14 protein-coding genes are annotated in these 20,340 nt (G+C 73.9%); 10 read left to right on the top strand and 4 right to left on the bottom strand.

Going from position 1 to position 20,340, the window contains the following annotated elements; genetic code table 11:
• The 7 genes from WME83_RS21915 (at position 1) to WME83_RS21885 (ending at position 7,474) form a co-directional block, all read left to right on the top strand.
• Positions 1-2,454 carry a DEAD/DEAH box helicase gene (locus tag WME83_RS21915; protein ID WP_437321231.1) on the top strand — a complete coding sequence of 818 codons (2,454 nt, stop codon included), beginning with the start codon at positions 1-3 and terminating at the stop codon, positions 2,452-2,454.
• 195 nt (positions 2,455-2,649) lie between these two features.
• Positions 2,650-3,339: a hypothetical protein gene (locus WME83_RS21910; RefSeq protein WP_437321230.1), complete on the top strand. Its 690-nt coding sequence runs from the start codon at positions 2,650-2,652 to the stop codon at positions 3,337-3,339.
• Positions 3,340-3,882: 543 nt separating this feature from the next.
• Positions 3,883-5,232, top strand: a complete 1,350-nt coding sequence (locus WME83_RS21905; RefSeq protein ID WP_437321229.1) for an STAS domain-containing protein — start codon at positions 3,883-3,885, stop codon at positions 5,230-5,232.
• A gap of 23 nt (positions 5,233-5,255) precedes the next feature.
• Positions 5,256-5,651, top strand: a complete 396-nt coding sequence (locus tag WME83_RS21900; RefSeq protein ID WP_020736301.1) for an STAS domain-containing protein — start codon at positions 5,256-5,258, stop codon at positions 5,649-5,651.
• A complete protein-coding gene (locus tag WME83_RS21895) occupies positions 5,632-6,417 on the top strand; it encodes an anti-sigma regulatory factor (protein WP_437321228.1) in 786 nt (261 codons plus the stop codon). The genes WME83_RS21900 and WME83_RS21895 overlap by 20 nt, the downstream gene beginning before the upstream one ends.
• On the top strand, positions 6,414-6,998 hold the full coding sequence (locus tag WME83_RS21890) for a SpoIIE family protein phosphatase (protein ID WP_061628163.1): 585 nt from the start codon (positions 6,414-6,416) through the stop codon (positions 6,996-6,998). Before WME83_RS21895 ends, WME83_RS21890 begins: the two co-directional genes overlap by 4 nt.
• Positions 6,995-7,474: an ATP-binding protein gene (locus WME83_RS21885; protein ID WP_437321227.1), complete on the top strand. Its 480-nt coding sequence runs from the start codon at positions 6,995-6,997 to the stop codon at positions 7,472-7,474. The genes WME83_RS21890 and WME83_RS21885 overlap by 4 nt, the downstream gene beginning before the upstream one ends.
• A gap of 131 nt (positions 7,475-7,605) precedes the next feature.
• On the opposite strand, the gene WME83_RS21880 is transcribed toward WME83_RS21885, so the two are convergent.
• Both WME83_RS21880 and WME83_RS21875 read right to left on the bottom strand, forming a co-directional pair.
• Positions 7,606-8,631, bottom strand: a complete 1,026-nt coding sequence (locus WME83_RS21880; protein WP_020736297.1) for a tetratricopeptide repeat protein — start codon at positions 8,629-8,631, stop codon at positions 7,606-7,608.
• Between the two features lie 184 nt (positions 8,632-8,815).
• Entirely contained in the window at positions 8,816-10,744 is a 1,929-nt protein-coding gene (locus WME83_RS21875; RefSeq protein ID WP_437321226.1) for a L,D-transpeptidase family protein, read from the bottom strand.
• 296 nt (positions 10,745-11,040) lie between these two features.
• Here WME83_RS21875 and WME83_RS21870 point away from each other — a divergent pair, with 296 nt between their 5' ends.
• The 3 genes from WME83_RS21870 (at position 11,041) to WME83_RS21860 (ending at position 14,148) form a co-directional block, all read left to right on the top strand.
• Positions 11,041-12,405 (top strand): hypothetical protein, encoded by a 1,365-nt coding sequence (locus tag WME83_RS21870; protein WP_437321225.1) that lies wholly within the window; start codon positions 11,041-11,043, stop codon positions 12,403-12,405.
• A gap of 175 nt (positions 12,406-12,580) precedes the next feature.
• Positions 12,581-13,852, top strand: coding sequence for a hypothetical protein (locus WME83_RS21865; protein WP_437321224.1), 1,272 nt, complete (start codon positions 12,581-12,583; stop codon positions 13,850-13,852).
• A 53-nt stretch (positions 13,853-13,905) separates the two neighbouring features.
• Positions 13,906-14,148, top strand: coding sequence for a hypothetical protein (locus WME83_RS21860; protein ID WP_237245524.1), 243 nt, complete (start codon positions 13,906-13,908; stop codon positions 14,146-14,148).
• A 93-nt stretch (positions 14,149-14,241) separates the two neighbouring features.
• Here the strand turns inward: WME83_RS21860 and WME83_RS21855 are convergent, their stop codons facing one another.
• A complete protein-coding gene (locus WME83_RS21855) occupies positions 14,242-15,957 on the bottom strand; it encodes a hypothetical protein (RefSeq protein ID WP_437321223.1) in 1,716 nt (571 codons plus the stop codon).
• A gap of 197 nt (positions 15,958-16,154) precedes the next feature.
• The gene (locus WME83_RS21850) at positions 16,155-20,264 is read right to left on the bottom strand and encodes a hypothetical protein (protein WP_437321222.1); all 4,110 of its coding nucleotides are present in this window, start codon (positions 20,262-20,264) and stop codon (positions 16,155-16,157) included.
• Between the last annotated feature and the right edge of the window lie 76 nt (positions 20,265-20,340).

Below are 20,340 nucleotides of genomic sequence, written 5' to 3'. Positions count from 1 at the left end.
ATGACCGTTCCTTCTCCCCCTGCCGCAGTGGCGGGTGAAGCGCAGACCGGCGAAAAGCCCCAGCCGCTGCCCACCTTTGATGTGCTGCCCCTGTCGTCCGAGCTGCGCGAGACGCTCGCGGAGATTGGCTACGTCCACCCGACGCCGGTGCAGCTCGCCGTCTGGGAGCCGGTCACACGCGGGCGCGACGCGGTCGTGCAGGCGCGCACCGGCACCGGCAAGACGGCGGCCTTCGGGCTCCCGATCGTCGACCACGCCGTGAAGCGCTCGCTCGCGCAGGCGCAGGTGCTCGCGCTCTGCCCGACGCGAGAGCTCGCGCTCCAGGTCTCCGCCGAGGTCGAGCGCCTCGGCAAGCGCAAGGGCGTCAAGGTGGTCGCCGTGTACGGCGGCGCCCCGATGCAGCGGCAGATCGACGCGCTCGCCGCCGGCGCGCAGGTCATCGTCGGTACGCCGGGCCGCGTGCTCGACCACCTGCGCCGCGGGACGATCGTCGCCAAGCACATCCGGCTGCTGGTGCTCGACGAGTGCGACGAGATGCTCTCGATGGGCTTCGAGCGCGAGCTCACCGCGATCCTCGCCGAGCTGCCGCCGGAGCGGCAGACGCTCCTGTTCTCGGCGACGCTCCCGCCCGACATCGAGCGCATCGCGCGCAGCAAGCTGCGCTCGCCCGAGTTCATCACCCTCTCCGGCGACGCGGTCGGCGCGCTCCAGATCCAGCACTACGTCTACCTCATCACGGGCGACAAGCTGACGTCGCTGATCCGGATCATCGAGGTCGAGAACCCGGAGAACGCGGTCGTCTTCTGCAACACCAAGGACGAGACGGAGACGGTCGCCGCGGCGCTGAAGCGCCAGGGCTACGACGCCGACTGGCTGAACGGCGATCTGCCGCAGTCCGATCGCGAGAAGGTGATGAGCGCGACGCGCGAGGGGCGCCTGCGCTTCCTCGTCGCCACCGACGTGGCGGCCCGCGGCATCGACATCTCGCACCTCACGCACGTCATCAACTACGACTTCCCGCAGGACGCCGAGGCGTACGTGCACCGCACCGGCCGCACCGGCCGCGCGGGGCGCACCGGCACGGCGATCGCGCTGATCACGCCGCAGGACGTCGGGCCGCTCTACATCCTCCGGCTGACGTACAAGATCCGGCCGCTCGAGAAGCAGCTGCCCACGGAGGGCGAGCTCAAGACGCGCGCCGAGGCCGACCTCGTCGCGATGCTCGCCGAGGCGTTCCTGCCGAAGGGCACGCACCCCGACGACCTCTCGCTCGCGCGCCGGCTGCTCACGCACGACCAGGCCGAGGCGATCGTGGCGGGCCTCCTGCGCGATCACCTCGGCGCGCGGCCGACGGCGCAGGAGGAGGCGAGCGCCGCCCGGCGCGCCCAGCAGCCGCGCGCGGCGGCGCGCGAGGGCGCCGAGCCCTCGACCAGGCCCGAGCCCGCGGCGCGGGGCGCGAGCGCGCGGGGCGAGGGGCGCCCGTCGCAGGGCGCGATCCCGCGCGCGGCCGACTCGGTCGACCCGCGCTCGCCGGAGACGGAGCGCAGCAGCGAGCGCGAGGTCGCGCGCGAGGGCGATCGGGACCGCGGGCGGGACCGCGATCGCAGGTCGCTGCGCCTGCGGCGGGATGAGGGGCGGCGCGGGCCCCGCGGCGCGGACGCGCCGGCCGGGGACGACGCGCGGCTCGAGCCGCGCCGGCCGGAGGTGGCGAGGGCGCGCGAGGAGGGGCCCGTCTCGGTCGAGCCGCTCACGCGGCCGGAGCCGCTGATGCGGATCGAGCCGCCGCGCGGCGAGGGCGCGCCCGGCCGCGGCCCGGCGGAGCGCCTGCGCGATCGGCCCGGCACCGCGACGCTGCTGTCGGCGCGCCGCGGCCCCGCCGCGGCCGGCGTCGCCGCCGCGCCCGGCCGCGGCGGCGCGCAGGGCCAGCCGTTCTCCCGCCACGCCGACTTCACCATGTGGCAGCCGCCGGAGGAGGAGGGCGACGACGAGCCGATCCTCGGCGAGCCGCCGTCCCCGCCGCCCGGCTCGCCCGGCTCGCCCGCCTCACGCGGCGGCGAGCGCGAGCGCGAGCGCGCGAGCGGCGCTTCGCCCGCGCTCCTCGGCGAGCCCGCGGTCGAGATCGAGAGCGGCGAGCCCGGCGAGTCGCCGCGCGCCGAGCCCTCGCGCGACGAGGCGGACAGCGAGTTCGTCGAGGTCTTCATCAACCTCGGCCGCCGCGACGGCGCGCGCGCGGCCGATTTCCAGCGCGCGCTCATCGAGCGGGCCGGGATGGCCAAGGGCGACATCCGGCGCATCCGCGTGCGCGAGCGCAACGCGTTCGTCAGCGTCCCGAAGGCCGAGCTCGCGCGGGTCGTGGCGGCGCTGAACGGCGCGACGATCGCGGGCAAGGAGGCGCGCGCGGAGCAGGCTCGGGAGCGCACGTCAAGCGCCGAAGAGGTGACCGAGGACGCCTGAGCGCGGGGCGCGCCGGTCCGCCGCGGCGAGGCGGCGGACCGGGCTCCGCGCTGGCGTTTCGCGCTGCCGCCGCGCGTGCCAGACACCGCCCGCCGGCGTACGTCGGTGGGCGCTCGCGTGCGACGCCGTCCAGGCGGCGCCTCCCCGCGCGCAACGCGCTAGCCAAGCTCGCCCACTGGTCGTATCACGGAAGGGATGGCGCGCAGTGGAGCGGAGGATATCGACCGGCTTCGACGGGACATCGATCGAGCGCTTGCTGACAAGCTCGACGCGGACAGGGTTCTCCCGCTGCTCGCGCGTCTGGCCCGCGCGACGGCGCCCGGCAGCGAGCCGTGGCTCTATGCGCACCGCCACCTCGCGGAGATGGGCGTCGAGCACGATCCGTGGCGCGCCGCGCTCTTCGCGCGCCGCGTGCTGCAGTTCCACGAGGAGGACGATGGCGCGTGGGCGGTGCTCGGCCTCGCGCAGTCGCTGCTCGGCAACTACCGCTACGCCGCGCGCGCCTACGAGCGCGCCCTGGCCATCGCGCCCGACAACCCGTGGTACGCCCACAACCTGGGCCACCTCTACGATGTCGCCCTGAACCGTCCCCACGACGCCTTGCCGCTCCTGGCGCAAGCCACCGAGGCGCAGACGGGCGAGGCCGACATCGCCGCGAGCTATGCCCACGCGCTCGCCCGGTGCGGCAAGCTGGTGCTCGCGAAGAAGATCTTGAAGCGCGCCATCCGCCACGGCGCGACGGCCGACCAGATGGCGCTGTGGCGCTGGCTGGACGCCGGCGCGCCGACCACGGGCGAGAGCGGTCCTGCCCCTCAGCGCCCGGCCGACTCGAAGCGCAAGACCAAGCGGCGGCGCGCCCGCGAGCGCCAGAGCCTCGGCGACTGAGCCGCCCGCCCGCTCCCGCGCGCACCGCCGCAGAGCAACCCACGCGAGGAGCCCACGTGCGCTCGGGCCTCTCATCCGCACCTTCGAGGAGGGGAGCCGCCGGTCGCCGGCGGACGGGCTCGACTGCGCTGCGGCGCGGCAGGCGGCGTCCGTCGTGACGCAGGGCACAGCGAGGTTGTACGGGCACGGGCTACCTCGTCTGGGCGACTGCGGATGCCGTCGCCACAAGCGACACGCACCGCCGACGCGAAGCTTGACGGTGGGTTGCCCGGTTGGCGATAAGCTGTGTTTCTCGACTGGTGCTGGACACGGTCCCCGTTCGGGAGAGGGCACCCTGCGAGGAGAAGACATGAGCGTCACGAGCGTGCAAAGGACGGACAGGACGACGGAGCGCCAGGCGCCCTCCGCTGCCGCCTCGTCCGGCCTGCGCGTCTCCTGCTCCCGGCGCGCAGACGTCGGGCGAGCCTGCGACGCGGCTCGCCGCGCCGCGCATCGGAGGGACGCGCTGCACGGCGAGCGCGGGCTCACGACGGAGAATTCGCGATGAGCGAAGAAGCTCTGCGCCAAGAGATTGCGAGGCTCACGGAGCGCGTCGCGACGCTCGAGCTGCAGATCGAGGAGCGCGAGCGCGCGGCGAAGGAGCAGGCCGCGCAGCTCGACCAGGCGAGGCGCGAGGCGCGCGAGCGCGGCGAGCAGCTGGCCCGCTCGGAGGACGAGCTGCGGCGGCAAGCGGGCATCTTCAAGCTGGTGCTCGACAGCATGGCCGACGGGGTCGCCGTCGTGGACCACGAGGGCGAGCTCCTGATGCGCAACCCGGCCGCGGAGCACATGCTCGGCCGCGCGTCCCTCGACGTCACCTCGAACAACGAGCCGGGGCCCGGCGAGGCCACGATGTTCTTCCCCGACCAGGCGACGCCCTGGCCCGCGTCCGAGCACCCGCTCGTGCGCGCCCTGCGCGGCGAGACGGTCGATCAGGTCGAGCTCTTCGTGAGGAAGCCCGCGGAGCAGGACGCGCGGCTCGCGCGCCTGCCGCAGGGCGCGCCGGGCAACGCCATGGCGACCCTCGCCCCCGCTTCGGGGCCGCAGGCGGACGACGGCGAGCCGCGCTCGGTCCGCTTGCCGCCGACGTTCGCCGACGCGCGGCTCGATCCCGGCCCGGCGGCGGGGCTGTTCCTCACGGTCAGCGCGAGCCCGATGCGGGGCAAGGACGGCTCGATCTCCGGCGCCGTCGCCGTCTTCCGCGACGCGACCGAGAAGAAGCGCCTCATCGAGGATCTCGAGGCGAAGAACCGCGACCTGATCGAGAGCGAGAGCGCCAAGAGCGAGCTCGTCGAGCGGCTCCGCTACGCCATCGACGAGATCTCGACGCCGATCCTCGAGCTCTGGGACGACGTCCTCGCGCTGCCGATCATCGGCGTCGTCGACTCGCGGAGGAGCGCGCAGATCATGGAGCGGCTGCTCGACGAGATCGTCCGTCGCCAGTCGCGCTACGTCATCATCGACGTCACGGGCGTCGAGGTGATCGACACGCGGACGGCCGACCATTTCATGAAGCTGATGAAGGCGGTCGAGCTGCTCGGCGCGCGGTGTCGCATCACCGGGGTCAGGCCCGCGGTCGCGCAGACGATGGTGGAGCTCGGCATCAACCTCGGCTCCGTGCGCGCCGCGCGCAACCTCAAGCACGCGCTGCGCGAGAGCCTGGCGCTCGCCGGCCAGAAGCCGACGCTCTCGTCCCTCATGGGCGGCCGCCGCGGCGCGGCCAAGGGCGACGAGAAGCAGGCAGGACAGCCTTTCACCCCTGGCGGCCAAGGGGCCGCGTTCGATCCGTCGGGCAGCGGTCCGATGACCACGTCACAGCTGCAGCTCAGCGCGAGGAAGGAGACGTCCACTTGATGCAAGCGGGTAGGGTCCCCATCGTGGGCCTCTTCGGGAATTTAATCGTCTCGGTGCAGGGCGGGCTAACCGACGGGCAGGTCGAGCAGCTGCGCGACGACGTGACGGGGTCGATCGAATCGCGCTCGCCCCGCGGCCTCATCGTCGACCTCTCCGGTGTCGAGATTCTCGACAGCTATCTCACCCGCGCCATCCGTGACATCGCGCTCACGGCCCGGCTGATGGGCGTCCGGACGGCGGTGTGCGGCCTGCGCCCCGCGGTCGCGATCGCCCTGGTCGAGATGGATCTGGAGATCCCTGGCGTCGTGACGGCGCTCAACCTGGAGCGCGCCGTCGAGATGCTCGCGCCGTCTGCGGAGGACGACCTGATGCCGCCCGAGCTCACGAACGAGGTGACGCATGAAGATCCCTCCTCGTGACGGACCGCCCTCCAGCGGCGGCGCCACGGGGCCGCCGTCGAGCCGGTCCGGTGGACCGGTGTCGACGCGCATGCCGAGCTCGCCGCAATCGGCGCGCGGCCCTGTGCCGTCGTCTCCGCAGATCGTCGGCCGCTCGATCACGGATCAGATCGAGACGGTGCTGGCGCAGTTCCTCTCGCCCGCGGTGAGGAAGAGCGTCATCGACTGCGGCATTCGGCAGGCGAAGGTCGACCCGCTCTACGCGCGCGAGGGCGATCTCAGGCGCCTGCTCGTCGAGGTCAAGCGCGGGGTGAAGCTGTTCGTGCGCGACCAGGCGCAGCTCGATCGGTGCATCACCGAGCTCGGCGAGCTCGATCACGCCGCCCCTGCGCCGCGCGAGATCACCATCGACGTGCGCAACGAGGAGGACGTGCTGCGCGCGCGGTCTGCGGGCCGCGAGCTCTGCATCGAGCACCTCGTCAGCGACGTCCTGCAGACGAAGATCGTCACGGCGATCTCCGAGCTCGGGCGCAACATCGTGAGGTACGCGGGCAACGGGCAGATCATCGTCCGCTCGCTCACCTCGCCGATGCGCGCGATCGAGATCATCGCGCAGGATCACGGGCCCGGGATCTCGAACCTGCAGGAGATCCTGAGCGGCAAGTACCGCTCGCGCCACGGCATGGGCGCGGGCCTCCGCGGCACGAAGGCGCTCATGGATGCGTTCGATGTCAAGACGGCGCCCGGCGCGGGGACGACCGTGACGGTCAGGAAGTACCTCGGATGACGATCGCGATCGGGACTGCGTGCTGCGTCGCGGCCGGCGAGGAGGTCGCCGGCGACGAGGTGGTGGTGGTCCGGCAGTCATCCTGGGCGCTGATCGGCCTCGCGGACGGGCTCGGCCATGGTCCCCACGCAGCGCAGGCGGCCTCCGCCTTCTGTCGCTACGTGGAGGACCACGCGTCGATGCCGCTCGAGGATCTGTTGACCGGGGCAGGGGAGCAGCTCGCGTCGACGCGCGGGGCGGCCGCGGCGCTCCTGCGCATCGACGAGGCCGCCGGCGAGCTCGAGTTCTCGGGCGTCGGCAACATCGCGATGAAGGCGATCACGCGCACGGCGATGCCGATCTTCTGCTCCGCCGGGATCCTCGGGCGGCGCGTGCGGCGGCTCCGCAGCTTTCGTTTCCCCGTGGCGCCGGGCGATGTCGTCCTCCTGCACTCGGACGGAATCTCCAGCGGCTTCGATCTCGGCGCGTTCCGCGACCTCGATCCGGAGGAGATGGCGCGCCGGATCGTCGAGGCCCACAAGAAATCGTTCGACGACGCGACGTGCGTGGTCGCGGTGCTCCGCGACAGGGTCCCTTCGTGACGCAGCGCAGCCCGCCCGTCTTCAGCATCCCCGTCACGCGCGAGGAGGATCGCTTCGCGTGCGCGGCCGAGGGCGCGCAGATCGCGCGCTGGGCTGGGCTCTCGGAGCGCGCGCAGCACGAGCTCGCGATCGCGATCGCCGAGCTCGTGTCGAACGCCGTGCGCCACGGCGGCGGCGGCAGCATCAGCATCCGCGCGATCCGCGAGGACGCGCTGGCGGGCAGCGGCCGCTGGGGCGTCGAGGTGATCGTGCGCGACTCCGGCCCCGGCATCGACCCGAAGCTCACGATCCTGGAGGAGGTGGGGCCGAAGAGCGATCGCAGCCCGTCCTCGTCGAGCTCCGCGCGGCTCGCGCCGAGGATGCCCGGCCAGGGCCTCGGCGTCGGGCTCGGCGCCGTGCACCGGCTGATGAGCTCCGTGGTCATCCGCTCCTCGCCCGGCATCAGCACCGAGGTGATCGCCGTCAAGTGGAAGTAGGCGGCGCGCGCGGTCGTCAGCCGACGCCCGCGCGCGAGCCTCCGACGCGCCGAGCGGCAGCGGCTCGGCGCGCCCGCGGGCGCCGAGCGCGGCCGATCACGCGCGCGGGCGTCGGCTGACGACCGCGGGCGTCAGTTGAGCTCTTTCTCGGTCCGCTCGCTCTGCTCGGCTTCGAGGAACGTCGCGGTGATCTCGCGCTCGAGCGCGAGGTTGATCTCGCGGTCGAGCGCCTCGATGCTGCCCGCGAGGCGGGCGACGTTGAGGGCGTAGACGAAGACCCGCGCGCACGGGTGGACCTCGGCGCTGCCGCGCAGGCCCCGCTCGCGCTCGTCGGCGTTGAGACCGTCGAGGAGCACCAGCGCGCGCGGATCGACCCCCTCGGCCACGAGCTCCATCCCGGGCACGTCGGAGATGTAGAGCTCCGCGCCCTCGACGTACCGCCGGAGCACGGGGTTGAGCGCGGCGATCGTCTTCTGGGCGAGCGTCATGAAGCCGTCGCGGCTAGGCGCCCAGGGGGGCATGCCGAGCTCGACGTCGAGCTCGCGCGAGCGCAGGAACGCCTGCGTCGCCCCGCGGACGTCGCCCCGCTCGTCGCGGATGAGCCCGAGATAGTAGTGGGCCTCGGCGTGCCGCGGATCCTTGAGCGCCGCCTCCTCGATGAGCGCGGCGGCCTTGTCAGCCTGGCCGATCTCGTAGAAGGCGCGGCCCACGAGGAACGTGTGGTTCGGGTTGTCGTACGGGCCGTCGGGGATCCTGGCGGCGACCTGCGCGGCCTCGTCGAGATCGCCCTTGCCGAGCAGCGCGTCGAACTTGAGGAGGAGCGCGTCGATGATCTCCTCGTCGACCTCGGCCAGGTCGAGCGCCTGGTCGCACATCTCGATCGCCTGGTCGAAATCGCCGAGCGGGTGGATGTACACCTCGGCGGCGTTGAGCATCGCCTCCAGGTAGGTGTCGTCGAGGGCGATCGCCTGGCGATACGCCTCGATGGCCTCCTCGCCCTCGCCCTCCAGGGCGGCGACGAAGCCGAGCAGGTTGTGAGCCTCCGGCGAGTTCGGATCGAGCTCGAGCGCCCGCCGGGCCGACGCCTCTGCTCCGCGCGTATCCCCGCGCTGGACGAGATCCCACCCGCGATCGAGGTGCGCCGAGAACTGGTCCATGGCGGCTCCACAAGTGTGCGAAGGGGGCTCCAGAGTCAAGAGGGAGCCCTGTCAAAGCGACCGTTCCAGCTGTTCCGAACACGACCTGCCCGGATTTCCAGCGCCGAGCTCGGCGGCCGGCCAGGCGCCCGCGGGAGCGGCCGGCGGCCCCCCGCCTCCAGGGTCGAGCCCGATCGCGACGCGCTCACTCGTGGATCGAGATGAGGGTCCCGCGGTTCTCCGGCGTGGCCCACACCCCGTGCCAGCCGCGGGGCAGCCTGGGCTCGCTCCAGAAGAAGACCTTCTTCGCGTCGAGCGGCGAGAGGTTCACGCAGCCGTGGCTCATCTCCCGGCCGAAGTTGGAGTGCCAGAAGGCGCCGTGGAGCGCGTACGACCCGTCGTAGTACGCGACGAACGGCACGTCCTCGATGCTGTACGGCAGGTCGCCCGCGACCGTTCCGTCGCCGTCCATCGTGGTCGCGATGTGCTTCTCGCGGATGCGGAACACCCCCGTGTGCGTCGGGTGATCCTTCTTCTTGTCCTTCGAGCGCCTGCCCGGGGAGATGAGCGCCGCGAAGACGGGCCTGTCGCCCTCGACGGCGACGAGCGTCTTGCGCGACAGGTTCACGTCGATCCACTTCTCGCCCGGCGCGAGGTCCTGCGGCGGGGCGCCGAGCTCGGTGTACGTCCCGTCGGCGCCCTTCATCCACCAGCCCTCGGTGGTCTTCCGGTAGACGACCGACTTGTGCTTGTGCATCTCGCCCGTGAGGCCGAACGCGGCGAAGCGCTCGAGCGAGCCGGCCACGGAGACGGACTTCATCTCGGCGTCGAACTGGTACTTGCTCGCCGTCTTCGCGAGGATGAAGCCGACCGACTTCGCGCCCTCGGGGAAGTCGATGCCCTGCGAGGACGGCGGCTTGATGATGTACATGCGGTCGCTCGGCGCGACGAGCCCCGCGGTGGTCTTGTACCAGCTGCGGCCGTTCCACCCGAAGGTCTTGTCGACCGCGACGAAGAAGCCCTTCACCATCCGCTTCGCGACCGTCGCGTCGGAGTCCTTGTCGAGATCGGCGAGCGTGACGCTGCGCGGCCTGCCGTTCTCGTCGACGTTCTCCCACCAGGGCTTCTCGGGCTCCTCCTCGACCGGCGCCGTGGCCATGATGCCGAGCGACGCGGCCGCGGCGACGGCCGCCGCCTTGTCCTCCGCCGCAGACGCCTCCGTGGCGACGGCGGCCACCGGGGTCGCGCCCGGCTCGGGGGGGCTCGCCGAAGGGCGCGCGGCGGCGGCCGCGGCCGCGGCGGCGACCTCCTTCTCGGTCTCCTCGTAGAGCTCCTCGGCGCGCTGCCGCTCCTCTTCCTTCTTCTTGCGCTTCGACGACTCGAGGTACGGCTCGTAGCGCGCCATCTCGTCCTTCGAGGGGACGGAGCGGTAGAGCGGCGTGCCGTGCGTCGTGTTGAACGCGTACTTGTACGGGAGGACGTCGTCGAGGTTCGGCGCCGTGATGCCGAGGCGCACCTGCGGGTTCGACAGGTCGGTCGTGGCCGACCTCCCGCAGACGTAGCCGCCGTCGAGGAGGCGGTACCAGCCCTTGGCGCAGCTGCCGCCCTTGATCGGCTTCGGATCGACCGGCACCTTGCTGCCGAGCCGGATGTAGCCGAGCCGCTGCTTCGAGAACTCCATCGTCGGGTAGACCGCCGCCTGCGGCACGATCGAGCCGAGCAGCGGACCCGTGTAGGGCTTGTCGGGCGCGGGCGGCTCCGGGGCCGTCGAGGGCGCGGCGCTCGGCGCCTCCTTGGGGGCGTCGGCCGACGCGATCGCGCGCGCGGACGAGGTGGGCGACGGGCGGGGGAGCGACGAGGTCCGCTCGGGCGGCGACTTGCCCTCGGTGGAGGGGCCCGGGGGCGCCTCGCCCTGGCAGCCGCTGGCCCACGCCGCGGTGCCGGCGAAGGCCGCCGCGGCGATGAACCCGAGCGCGCTGGAGACGAGCGAGGAGCGCGCGGCGCCGCCCGCGGAGCGGCCGGCGTCCGGCGCGGGTTGCGGCTTCCGCGCGCCGCCGGTGCGGACGTTGCCGCTGCCGTGCGATCGTGCGGGGTCGTTCTGCCCGCGGGGGCGGGGCGCCTGAGAGCGGTTCATCGCATCCACAGCGTTGGGCGAGGACCGGCCATCCCGGTCTTCGCGGTCGTTTGATCGACCCGTAGGGTCGGGTTGGCTCGGCGGTCTTAGTACCTGGTCACTCACGTGTCGATCCACTTCTCTGCGGAGCGCGCGTCCCTCGGGTTTCGCCGCGGAGGGCGCCGGGGCAGGCGGCGTCGCATGAGCATCGCCGGAGCGAACGACATGCCACGCAGCCCCGACGTGGGGCGCACGCGCGGCCCGCGCGCCGTCCGCGGTGCGGGTGCCGTTCGGACGGGTGCTGCTAGGGTACCGCCGTGGCGGAACGGACCCCGGGGCGTGGCTCGAACAACACGACTTCGGCCCGGCGTGCGGGCCTGGGCGCCGGGGTCTTCCCGCTCGTCCGCGCCGCCTCGCGGCGCGCGCTGGCGACCGCGGCCGCCGTCGCGCTGCTCCTGCACCTGCCCCTCTTGCCGACCCCGCTGTTCTCGTGGCTCGAGGCGATGTTCGCGCTGCGGGGCGAGCTGACCGACTACGACGCCGGCGAGACCATCGTCCCGATCGATCTCGATCTGCTCGCGGACGATCCCAGCGCGGTCGCGGCGGCGCCCTCCGCGACCGGCGGCGAGGCGACGCCCGGCGGCGCGGGCGCCGCCGCGCCCGCGACGCCGCCGTCCACGCCGCCTCCTCCCGCGGCTTCGGCCAGCGCCGCGCCCGAGGCGCCGGACGCGGGTGCGCCGCCGCCGCGCCGCCGGCCGCCGGGCGACGCGGGCCCGGACGCGGCCGGGGACGGGGGCACGGGCGACGACAGCGACCACCCGAACCTCCGCACCCCGCTGAGCGCCGCGGGCGCGCCGGGCAAGCTCGCGTCGAAGGACCCGAACGTGCAGGTGCTCATCGCCGGCGACCGGCTGCGCAGCCACGAGCTCGGCGAGTGGTTCGGCCGGATCCTGACGACCATCCCCCAGTGGCAGTCCTTCTTCCAGGACACCGCCGTCGACCCGATCCGGGACATCGACCACCTCCTCATCGCCGGGCCGCAGCTCCGCGACTCCAGCAAGGTCGTCGCCGTCATGGACTACCGGGCGCCCGAGGAGGCCATGCGCGCGGCGGTCGACGTCGTCGTCCGGCGCTCCAACGGCTCGTGGATCGAGGACGCCCCCGTCCCCGCCGCCCGGGCCACCGCCGACCGCAGCGAGCGCATCTTCGCGCTGGTTCCGGACCGGCGGCTGCTCGTGGTCCTTCCCGCTGAAGAAGAAAATCAACTATCCAAGTTGAAGTCCATGAAAGGCTTCAACAAATCGTCTGCGGCGGGCATCGTGATCTCCCTGCTCACGCCGGCGAACGCCTTCCGCGGGGTCCAGGCGCTCCCGAAGAGCATCGCGTGGATGCGGCTCACGGTCACGCCGACCAAGGACGGGGGCGCCGACCTGACCCTCACGGCGGGCGACGAATCCGCTGAAGATGCGCTGGCTCACGCGCAAGAGCTCACGAGGACCTTGAACGCGATCCGCACCATCAACCTGGGGATCACGCGCATCGACGTGGTGGACGAGGTCACCTTCAACACCGACGGGAAGGTCATCTGGTCGAAGCTCCACGTCACGAACCGGCAGCTCAAGCTGATCATGGGCTTCGTGGAGCAGGCGCTGCGGGAGCAGGCCGCCGCGCGGAGGAAGTAGCGCGCTGCGCGGAAGAGGCGATGCGCCGGCTGGGCGCGGCGCCGCGGGCGGGGAAGGGGCGGCGCGCGGGGCGGAAGACGGTCGCGCGCGCCTCGGGGGGCGCGGAGACCCTCCGGGGCCGCTCGGAACACTAGCCAAAGGGGCGGCGTTCAGTTAATCCGACCAGCCCGCGCCGATGACGCCCGATCACTCTCCGCACGCCGTGCTCGATGAGCTTGCCGGACACCCCCATGGCGACGACCTCGCGCGGGTCGTCCACACGGCGGCCTTCGCCGCCGCGGACGAGCGGCGGACCACCCTGGAGGGCGGCCTGGCGGAGCTCGTGGACCGCGCGGGCCTGTCGGCCGCCGACGCGGAGACCCGGTTCGGCAACGTGATCCGGGCGCTCGAGCGCGGCACCAGCGAGGGCGCGGGGAGCGCGACCCGGGTGCTCCTCGCCACGCTGCTCGCCCGCGGGGTCGCCCTCTCGCCGCCCGAGGGGCCGGACGCGGAGGGGCGCGTGGCCGAGGCGCTCGTCTGGCTGGCGACGTACACCTCGGTCGACGCGCTGACCGCCCTGGATGCCGCGCTGGGCGAGCGCGCCGCGGGGCTCTGGCGGGCGGTCGCCGCGCTGGTGCGGCGCGCCGACCAGGGCGCGCTGCCGCAGCTCGGCCGGGCGGGTGCGATCATCGCCGCGGCCGCGCTGCGGGGGAGCGCCTCGCCGGACGCGCGCGCCGAGGCCGCGGCGCTGGTGGACGAGGTGCGCGACCCGATCGTGCGGTCGCTGCTGCGCGACGCGGCGTCGCCCGGCCGGCGGCCGAGCCGCGCGCCGGGCGCCTCGGCCGCGGGCGGCGACGCCGCGCCGGGAGCGAGCGGGGACGAGGGCTGGGCGGAGGGCGATGGCCGGGCGCCGGGGCGGCTCGCGGGCGAGCTGTCGCCGCCGCCGCGCGGGCCGGTGGCGCTCGTGCTGCTGGCGGCGACCGGGATCCTGCTGGCGATGCACGCCGCCCGGCTCGCGGGGCGGTTCCTCCTGCGGTACCGCCGGCCGGCCGCGGTGGAGATCCATCCGAGGGGCGTGACCGTCCGGAGCCGGACCGAGCTGTTCGGCCGGACGCTGCGGGAGCAGGAGACGTACATCCCGGTCGAGTCGCTCCTCCGGGCGACGCGCGAGGTGCGCTACCCGCGGCTCGGGCTCTACGCGGGGCTCGTGGCGCTGGGGCTGGGGACGTACCTCGGCGTGTCGCTGCTCGTCGACGGCGCGCGGGCGGGCTCCCCCGAGCTGCTCGGCATGGGCGCGCTCGTGTTCGCGTTCGGCGCGGCGCTCGACTTCGGGCTGTCCCACGTGGAGACGGCGGCCCGCGGCCGCTGCCGCGTGGTCCTCGTCCCGCGCAAGGGCCCGGGGGTCGCGCTCGCGGGCATCGAGCGCGCGGCCGCGGACGCCGCGCTGAGCAGGCTGCCGCGCGCCTAAAACTTGGCCGGATCGCGCCGCCTCCGCTAGGCCGATCGGGCGAGGTGATGGCGATGCGCTCGAAGACCGAGGCGATGGCGGGGCTCAGGCGGATGCTGCACGACATGCTGATCGCGCGGGAGGGCGGGGAGAGCGCTCCCCGCCTGGCGCGCGCGAAGGGGTACGTGGACGGCGCGATGCGCGAGCTGCTCGAGAGCGGCCAGGCGACCCGACAGGAGCTCCTGGAGCTGGTGGCCGCCGAGCGCGCGCGCGTGAGCGGCCCCGCGATCGCGGAGATCGGCGCGGCGTCGCTGTGAGCGCGTGACGGGGCCGCGCTGCGTTCACTGCGGCGCGCGTGACGGCGCCGCGCTGCGGCTCGCTGTGAGCGCGTGACGGCGCCGCGCTGCGGCTCACTGCGGCGCGCAGGTCGTGTTCGTGGCGAAGTCCCAGCAGGCGCCGCTCACCCCGGGCGCGCCGGTGTTGATCTCCGCGCCTCCGACCCCGGGGGGGCCGCCCTCGCCGGCCATGCCTTCGGCGAACTGCACCGTCGCCGGCGCGCTCGGCGCGACCGCGTAGGCGATGCCCACCGCGTGGCCGCCCCGGCCGCCGCCGCCGGCGCCGCCGTCGCCCCCGGGGCCGCCGGGGCCGCCGTCGCAACCCTTCCGGGCGCCCGGGCCCGTATCCTCCTCAAGGGAGCCGCCGATGGCGCCGTTGCCGCCGTTGCCGCCGCGCCTTCCATCGCCGCCCGTGCCTCCGTGGCCCGCAACGCCGACCGTGAGGCTCACCTCGGTCAGCGCCAGCCTGGTCCCCAGGCTGAGGATGCCGATGCTCGACCCGCCGGCCTTGCCGCCGCCCCCTCCTTTGCCCCCGCAGCCGCCGGCCCCGCCCCCGCCGCCGCTGGCGCCGTTGCCGTCGTTCCAATCGCCGTTGCCGGCCGCGCAGAACTTCCCCGCCTTCGCGCCGCCGCCGCCGCCGCCGCCCTGACCACGCGCACCGCTCGTGCCGCCTTTGCCGTCGCCCCCGCTGACGCTGGCCAGCGTCAGCATGGTGCCGCTGCCAGGGGCGCCGGTCTGGCCGTTCTCGCCCGGCGCGCCTTCTCCTCCGCGCGTGCAGTTGGTCAGCGCATCCGGCTGCCCGTATCCGACGCCGCCGACGCCGGCCCCCGCGGGGTTCTCTCCGGGCGGCGGCGTGCCGTCGGTGCCGTCCTGCCCGCGCCCCTCGTCTTCCCCGGGCTTTCCTCCGAGCCCCCCGACGCCGCCGCGCGTCTCTCCGTCGTCGCAGACCGTCACGCCGGGCACGCCGCCGTAGACCGTTCCGTCGCACGTATCCGAGACGTCGTCCGGCGCGCTCGCTCCGTTCTGCGGGCTCGTCGGCGTCTCGCCCCGCCCGCCGTTCATCCCGTCGCCCGCGATCACGTCGACGCGCACGAGCTCGGCCTCGATGTCCGCGACCGCCACGCCGATCGACGACCCGCCCAGCTTTGTCGCGTCGGCCGCGCGGATCGTGAAGCTCTGGACCTTCGCCCCGCCCGCGTCCTCCGCCAGCGTGAGCGCCACCTCGTCGGCGGGACCCTCGATCGCGCTCCGCGCCTGCTCGCTCCACGTCCAGTCCGCGGTGCAGTCGAAGCCGCCGATCACCTCGACCGGCGCCTTGACCGTGACGCTCTCCTCGAACACGCCGCTCGAGCACGCCAGCACCCGCTTGCCGTTCGCGTTCGCGATCGCGTCCGCGAGCGACGCGTACGGCCGCGCCTTGGTCCCGTCGCCGTCGGACCCCGCGCCCGCGCGCGCGAACACCGCGCACCGCTCCGTCACCGTGCTCGCGTCCTGGGTCGGATCTGGCTCGCACGTCGGGTCGGGCTCGTTGCCGCCGGTCCCGGTCCCTCCGGAGGGGCAGTACCGGGGGTCGTCCTCGCAATCCTCGGAGTAGGACAGCGGCCAGCATCCGACGAGCTGCAACGCCACGACCGCCGACGCGGCGGGGAGCATCCACAGGAAGGGGATGCCGAGCCTCCGCCGGCGCGCGGCGCGCCGCGACGGCGCGCCGATCTCGGCCTGCGCTCCGCCGGAGGGGGGAGGGGATGCGTTGCTCACCGCCTTGCTGCTCGTCCGTTCCGTCGCTCTCATCGTCCAAGCCTTTCCTGTGGCGCTTCGCCGTGCCTGCACATCCTTGCAGAGGACGCACCGCGCCCTTGTCGCGCCGACCGGAGCATAGCCAGTCGGCGGATCGCCGGATCAAGGGCGATCCGCCGGCCGCATGCTCCCGCCGGAGACCCGCGCGGCGCCGCGCGCCGTCGCGGGCCGGGCGCCGCGCCTGGCGGGGCTCAGGGGGCGACGAGCGCCACGTCGCCCTTCGTGGTCTGGCCGCCGACGCGCCACCAGTTCGCGATGAGCAGCTCCCCGTCCACCTCGACGATCCGGGAGAAGGCGCCCGCGAACCCCTCCTGCTCGATCTCCTGCACGAGCCAGCTGTGGCCGTCGCCGCTCTTCGTCCCGATCGCGAGCCGCAGGGTCCCGCTCGTCGCGTCCTGGTAGCTGATGCGCACCTCCCCGGCCGCCGTCACGAACACGCTCGCGTCGTCGCCGACGAGGTGCTGCCCGTCCGCGAAGGGGACGCCCTCGATCCCGAGCCCGTCGTCCACCACCTCGGGCGCCTCGACCTCCTCGCCGCCCTTCACCCGCGCGTACCGCAGCCCCTCCGAGCGGCCGTCCGCGTAGGCGAGGTGCCAGTCCCCGGCGCGATCGATGAACAGCGACGCGCCCATGCCGACGTCGCCCGTGTCGGTCCCGTCCGGCGCCGCGCCGTCCACGATCCGCGTCTCCCACGCGCCCGCCGCTCGCGACGCGATCACCACGTCGCCGCGGATGCGATCGTAGAACGCCAGGCCGAACCCGCCCGCGCCGTCCGGGGCCATCGCGATGTAGTCGCCGATCGCCTCGGGGTACGTCTCGGTCCGGTTCCCGTCGGAGATCTCGGCGCACGCCGGCGCGCCGCCGTCGTCGTCGTCGATGCACGCCTGCCCCGAGGCGCACGCCGGCGCGCAGTCGCCGCTCGCGAGCGGCTTCACGCAGCGCCCCGTCGACCGGACGCACGTCGTCCCCGCGCCGCAGAGGAACGCGCGGCACGGCGTCGCCTCGTCCGTCGCCACGTCCTCGAACCGCCACGCGCCCTCCCCGGGCGTGGCGCTCTCCCCGGTCGCGAGCCGGACGCTCGACGTGACCGCGCCGTCCTCGCCGGGCTCCATCGCGAGGTAGGCGATGACGGGCAGCCCCTTCACGAAGAGGAGCTTCGCGTAGCGGCCGATGTCGCTGTTCGGCGCCTGCTGCACGGAGCTCACGGCCCACGTGTCGCCCTGCTTCTGCGCGAACTTCAGCCCGCGGTGGGTCCGGTCGTAGTAGGCCACCGCCGGCTCGCCGTCCGGGCCGATCGCGATCGAGGTCCAGAGGCCGACATCGTCGCCCGGCTCGGTCTGGCCCCCGCGGAACCCGCTCGCGTCGAACCGGGTCGCGTCGACCGGAGGCTCGGCGGGCACGCCGTCGATCGCCTCCCACGCGACGGCCTCGCCGTCCCACGTGCCGACCACGAGGTCGCCCCACTGGAACGCGTTGCGCCAGTCGGCCTCCGCGTAGCCGGCGACCCAGACGGTGCGCCCGTCGTCGGCGACCGCGACCGAGGTGTAGGCCCCGATGAGCCCGTGCTCCAGCGTCATGCAGTCGGGCGCGACGCATTTCTGGTCCTCCACGACCGGCTCGTCGCTGCACGAGCAGCCCGCGTGCGAGCCGAAGAGCGCGGTGACGGCGACGGCGGCCAGCGCGCCGCGCGCGCCGCGCCGGGCCGCGCGCGTCGGCGCCTCGCCGCGGGCGGGCGCTTCGCCGCGGGCAGGCGCCTCGCCGCGGGCAGGCGCCTCGCCGCGGCCGCCGGCGCGCCGGGCGCCGCCGCGCCGCGCGAGCCGCACGATCGCCGCGGCGGCCGCGAGGCCGAGCCAGAGGCCGCCCGACGGACCGTCGCCCGGGCCGCCGGCCACGACGCAGCCGCAGCCGGCCGACGGGTCGACCGGGAAGCGGCCGCGGAGGATCGGCTGCCGCGCCGTGCCGAGGTTCCCCTCCTCGTCCACCGCCTCGACCTCGATGTCCGCGGCGCCGCCGACGTCCACCGACCGCATCTCCGCCGCCGTCGACCACGCCGACCACGGCCCGCCGTCGAGCCGCACGCGCACCTTCGCGCGCTCGGCGTCCGACACCCCGTCGCGCACCTCGAGCGGCGCCCACCCGTCCACCGCCGCGCCGACCGAGATGACCGGCGGATCGACGTCGACCACCATCTCCACGGTCGCCGGCGTGGGATCGAGCGACAGCGGGTCGCCCGCGACGCGCGATCGCACCGAGATCAGGTGGCGCCCCGGGAGCCGCAGCCAGTCGTCGCGCAGGTCGACGATGCGCTCGCGCGTGAACGGGCGCCACGCGCCGCTGTCGACGCGGTACGAGTACTCGACGACCCGGGTGCCGTCGTCGAGCGGCGAGCTCATGACGAGCCGCGCCGTGGGCCCGTTGTCGCGGGTCATCGTCGGCAGGCGGAGCCCCTCGGCCCGCACCTCCTTGCGGCTCAGCTCGGCCTGGGTCTCGCTCTGCATCGAGCGCTGCTGCGCCGCCGTGGCGAACGACGCGAAGATGCCGAGGTAGTTGTCCTGGCCCTTCGTGAGCTTCCGCAGGCCGGGGGAGCCCGCCCCCTCGGCCGACTCCGGGAGGATCAGCGAGAGCCCGAGCGGCGCGAGCGGCCCGTCGAGGTCGATCGCCGGCAGGCCGCTGCCGATCAGCTGCCCGACCTGACTGCCGAGGAGGCTGCCCAGCGCCTCCGCGATCGACCCGGGGTTCTCCCGGAGGAGCGCGCTGTTCGTCACCTCGCCGTTCGTGACCCCGATCGTCGCGATCACCGGCGTGAGCCCCTCGGGGGTGACCGCGAGGTTCATGGGCACGTCGAGATCGAACGTCGCGGTCATGAACCGGATGAACCGGTCGAGCGACCAGATGTAGAAATCGAAGCTCGCCCGCTCGAGCTGGATGCGGATCAGCGGATCGGCGACGGCGTCCGTGCCGTCGCCGAAGGTGACGCGCGGCGGCGCCTGCGGGCGGATGACGAGCGCGACCTGCTGCGACTCGCGCTGGAGCGCGAGGTCCTTGGCCGACGCCGCGAGCAACCCCAGCGTGCCGGAGTTGAGGAGAGGCACCGTCTCCGTGGAGATCCCGAGGCAGAGCAGTCCGCTGTTGTAGAGACCGTTCATGGCGTAATTCGCGAACCGCTCGGAGATCGCGAGACCGACATGCGGGCCGGGGAGGTCGCCGGGCCAGCCGGAGACGGTGTTGGCGACGAGCTCATCCGGAATCGGAATGCCCGCGGGCAGCTCGATGTCCGACAGCGGCACACACTTCGAGGTCGGCAGCGGCTCGGCGCCGCCGTAGAGGCCGAGGGTGACCCCGTTGCCGACGGGGTTGAGGTCGCCCCACGCGAGATCCGAGCCGTCGTCGCGCTCGCCCATGCCGCCGCCGGCGAGCAGGAGGTCGAACCCGCCCTGGGTGCCGGGGGAGATGCTCGCGAGCAGCCGGCCGAGGTCGAGGTGGCCCTCGACGCCGAGCAGGATCGAGGCGCACTCGTCGGTCGCCTGCGTGCCGTAACGGCAGACCCCGCCGATAGCGTTCGTGCCGTCGGGGCAGGCCGGATCCAGCGCCGGATCGGCCTTCAGACAGAGCTGCTGGTCGAGCTGGCCCTTCAGCGCGTCGGACATGGATCCCAGGAAGCTCGTGAGGATCGGCTTCACGAAATCGAGGGCATCGCCCACCCACGTGCCCCCGCAGTCGAGGTGCAGGCTCGATTCGAGCTGATCCTCGTCGATCCAGAGCCGGTTCACCTTGACGCGCGAGTAGCCCTGCCGCGAGTGCTGCGGGTTCACGTCGATCTCGATCGAGAGGTCGACCTCGACATCGATGTTCGTGAAGGTCTGCTCGTCGGGCGGGCACGCGTCGTTGCCGTTGAGGGTGACGTACTGGGTGCTCTCGCCCAGGATGCCGCCGTCGAGGAAGATGGGCAGCCGCTGCATCCGCACCGGCAGAGGGCCCCGGATCACCAGGTTGTGCGGCGTCTTGGGCTGGATCTGCAGCGCCGCGCGCCCCGCGTCGATCTCGGCCACGCACGCCGGGGGGGTCGCCGCCGGATCGGCCCCGCCGGGACAGAGGGTGTAATCGACGATGCCGGCGGCCACCGAGCCCGAGGACTTCGGGATGGAGAAGGTGATCACGCCGCTGTCCCCGCCGCCGAGCAGCGCGCGCCCGAGCACGCCCAGGTTCTGCTCGAGGAACTCGATGCCCGACTGCGTGAGCCGCGCCGAGCCGGCGTTCTCGATGCGGTCCGCGGGCTTGAAGCCGGCGGGGAGGGGGGTCATTCCACAGCCGGAGCACCCGCCGCCCGAAGCGGCACACCCGGCGATGACAAGGAGCACAAGGATGGAGGAGAAATGC

The organism is Sorangium sp. So ce385 (assembly GCF_051474135.1).
Taxonomy (GTDB): Bacteria; Myxococcota_A; Polyangia; order Polyangiales; family Polyangiaceae; genus Sorangium; species Sorangium cellulosum_D.
This window is presented reverse-complemented; position numbering and strand designations above follow the sequence as displayed.

What these genes read in the sequence shown, in the direction of transcription:
- WME83_RS21915 (WP_437321231.1), top strand. Translation starts at nt 1, where the DNA reads ATGACCGTTCCTTCTCCCCCTGCCGCAGTGGCGGGTGAAGCGCAGACC.
- WME83_RS21910 (WP_437321230.1), top strand. Translation starts at nt 2,650, where the DNA reads ATGGCGCGCAGTGGAGCGGAGGATATCGACCGGCTTCGACGGGACATC.
- WME83_RS21905 (WP_437321229.1), top strand. Translation starts at nt 3,883, where the DNA reads ATGAGCGAAGAAGCTCTGCGCCAAGAGATTGCGAGGCTCACGGAGCGC.
- WME83_RS21895 (WP_437321228.1), top strand. Translation starts at nt 5,632, where the DNA reads ATGAAGATCCCTCCTCGTGACGGACCGCCCTCCAGCGGCGGCGCCACG.
- WME83_RS21890 (WP_061628163.1), top strand. Translation starts at nt 6,414, where the DNA reads ATGACGATCGCGATCGGGACTGCGTGCTGCGTCGCGGCCGGCGAGGAG.
- WME83_RS21880 (WP_020736297.1), bottom strand. Translation starts at nt 8,631, where the DNA reads ATGGACCAGTTCTCGGCGCACCTCGATCGCGGGTGGGATCTCGTCCAG.
- WME83_RS21875 (WP_437321226.1), bottom strand. Translation starts at nt 10,744, where the DNA reads ATGAACCGCTCTCAGGCGCCCCGCCCCCGCGGGCAGAACGACCCCGCA.
- WME83_RS21865 (WP_437321224.1), top strand. Translation starts at nt 12,581, where the DNA reads ATGACGCCCGATCACTCTCCGCACGCCGTGCTCGATGAGCTTGCCGGA.
- WME83_RS21860 (WP_237245524.1), top strand. Translation starts at nt 13,906, where the DNA reads ATGCGCTCGAAGACCGAGGCGATGGCGGGGCTCAGGCGGATGCTGCAC.
- WME83_RS21855 (WP_437321223.1), bottom strand. Translation starts at nt 15,957, where the DNA reads ATGAGAGCGACGGAACGGACGAGCAGCAAGGCGGTGAGCAACGCATCC.
- WME83_RS21850 (WP_437321222.1), bottom strand. Translation starts at nt 20,264, where the DNA reads ATGACCCCCCTCCCCGCCGGCTTCAAGCCCGCGGACCGCATCGAGAAC.